Annotated in this window: 3 protein-coding genes and 2 pseudogenes; 4 read left to right on the forward strand and 1 reads right to left on the reverse strand. The window is 42.8% G+C overall.

The genetic code is table 11. The features are described from left to right. Positions 1–118, forward strand: a pseudogene (locus tag FTU55_RS14845) (IS982 family transposase); the annotation flags it as partial. Here FTU55_RS14845 and FTU55_RS14850 read toward each other — a convergent pair. Continuing rightward, positions 104–691 (reverse strand): hypothetical protein, encoded by a 588-nt coding sequence (locus FTU55_RS14850; protein ID WP_180005651.1) that lies wholly within the window; start codon positions 689–691, stop codon positions 104–106. The pseudogene FTU55_RS14845 and the gene FTU55_RS14850 overlap by 15 nt on opposite strands. Positions 692–840: 149 nt before the next feature. Between FTU55_RS14850 and FTU55_RS14855 the strand changes: the two are divergent. The 3 genes and pseudogenes from FTU55_RS14855 to FTU55_RS14860 all read left to right on the forward strand — a co-directional run. Next, a pseudogene (locus tag FTU55_RS14855) lies at positions 841–1,353 on the forward strand (class I SAM-dependent methyltransferase); the annotation flags it as partial. Between the two features lie 30 nt (positions 1,354–1,383). After that, positions 1,384–1,863 (forward strand): BCCT family transporter, encoded by a 480-nt coding sequence (locus tag FTU55_RS15340; RefSeq protein WP_373685458.1) that lies wholly within the window; start codon positions 1,384–1,386, stop codon positions 1,861–1,863. After that, a partial coding sequence (locus FTU55_RS14860; protein WP_373686127.1) for a transposase zinc-binding domain-containing protein occupies positions 1,766–2,209 on the forward strand: 444 nt, incomplete at its 3' end. The genes FTU55_RS15340 and FTU55_RS14860, both read left to right, overlap by 98 nt.

The following is a 2,209-nucleotide window of genomic DNA, read 5'->3' on the forward strand; positions in this document are numbered from 1 at the left end:
TCTATGGCATTTATCTCATCGTATCACTCGAAAAATTCTTTCACATACAATTTCAGTCGTTTTAAATTCTCAATTAGGTAATCCTCCTTTACAGTTGGAAAAATTAATTAAAAGTTGAGATTCGCGTATCAACAGTATATTTGATAACTATAAAGCCGTATCCTTCTGTGTCAATGTCATAAGAAACAACCATATCTTTTGTAACTTGAACATTAGAATGTTTGTGGTGATTTATATAATAAATTCCTAGATATAAACTTAGTTTCATGTCGCTTAAGACTTCTTCTAAAGTGGAGCCTAATTTAACGGATTCAGAGTCTATATCAATTTCAATTTTATTATTAAATGCCAAGTTTTTTGAAAAATCATCGCTTGATATTTCATCTAAAATGGTTTTAATTTTTATTTCAAACTCATAACCTTCAATCTCAATTCTTGTATTATGAATGCCTTCATCCAATATTGTTTCTTGATCTTCATCAATTATGTCCTCAAAGCGAACAGTGTTAAAATATCCATTATCGTAAACTAGCACTATATCAGAAAAAAGCATACCTGCATTATATTCATTGATCTCTTCGTCTTCGATTGCGGTATAAAAAATTAGACCATAATTTCCATTAACATCTTTAGTTGGAGAGAGGTTTATAACTGCTAAAACCTCAAATTCCTCGTCATCTGCAACAAACAAGTCTTCGCGTATTAATGCTGCGTATTCGTTAAAGGCAAAAATAACATCTTCCGATATTTGGGTAAATAGAACAGCTTCCCAATTAGAAAAATAAGCATAAAAATCTTGAGTGCCTTTATTTATTACAAGCCGAATTTTCTAAATTACCTAAAGGAGGTAAGGTTCTTTGCTTAGCCGAAGGTGAAGGTCGCAATGCTGTGTTTTTAGCCAAGCAAGGTTATGACGTTACAGCGGTTGACCAGTCTAGCGTCGGCTTAGAAAAAGCACACAAATTGGCGGCTGAACAGGGTGTAAAAATCACCACAGTGGTAGCCAACTTAAATGAGTATGATTTAGGCGTAGACGCTTGGGATGGCATCGTTTCAATTTTCGCTCATGTGCCTCTTGAGTTACGGTTGAAATTGCATAAGCAGGCAGTGGCTGCATTAAAAGAAAATGGCGTCTTTATGCTAGAAGCCTATACAGCTGCTCATATTGACATGGATGGAGTGGGTGGTCCTCCTGCCTCGCAAATAGATATGTTTATGTCGCTTGAAGGGTTGCAGCAAGAACTAAACGGTTTGGATTTTATAATAGGTGCTGAAGTAGAGCGTGAAATCTCTGAAGGAAACTATCACCAGGGTAAAGGAGCAGTCGTTCAAGTGGTTGCCTGTAAGAAATAGTTAGTTAAATAGTAAGTTCTAAGGAAAGTAATGAGTACGTTTAAGCAATGGGTAAACCGTCTTTTAGGAGACGTAGGAACCGTTTTTTACCTATCAATACTCTTTATTGGTTTGTTTTTAATTGCCACAGTCAGTAACCCTGATGGCGTTCAAGAGTTAGCGCAAAAAGCACTGGATGCGACCGCTGATGACTTTGGCTGGTTGTACTTATTAGTGACCAGTGGCTTTGTCATTTTTACACTCTGGTTGGGGTTGTCACGCTTTGGCAGTATTCGCCTCGGGCCTGATGACGAGGCACCCGAGTTTAGCTATGGCTATCGCAAGGATGCGGATCATGCCCCAAGTGGCGGCCAGGATGGCCAGCCGGGACGAGAACACTGGTCGTTACCAGCGTCACCGGCCCGAGCAAACCCTGCTCTATCGGATTGTCGAAGAATACTACCAGACGTTCGCTGCCCATTTGGCAGAGCAGGGAAAGGAATTGCCGGGCTATGTGCAACGGGAATTTGAAGAATTTCTCCAATGCGGGCGGCTGGAGCATGGCTTTCTACGGGTTCGCTGCGAGTCTTGCCACGCCGAGCACCTGGTCGCTTTCAGCTGTAAGCGTCGCGGTTTCTGCCCGAGCTGTGGGGCGCGGCGGATGGCCGAAAGTGCCGCCTTGCTGGTTGATGAAGTACTGCCTGAACAACCCATGCGTCAGTGGGTGTTGAGCTTCCCGTTTCAGCTGCGTTTCCTGTTTGCCAGCCGGCCCGAGATCATGGGGTGGGTGCTGGGCATCGTTTACCGCGTCATTGCCACGCACCTGGTCAAGAAAGCGGGCCATACCCACCAAGTGGCCAAGACGGGCGCGGTCACC

The organism is Acinetobacter sp. YH12117, from assembly GCF_013418865.1.
GTDB lineage: Bacteria > Pseudomonadota > Gammaproteobacteria > Pseudomonadales > Moraxellaceae > Acinetobacter > Acinetobacter indicus.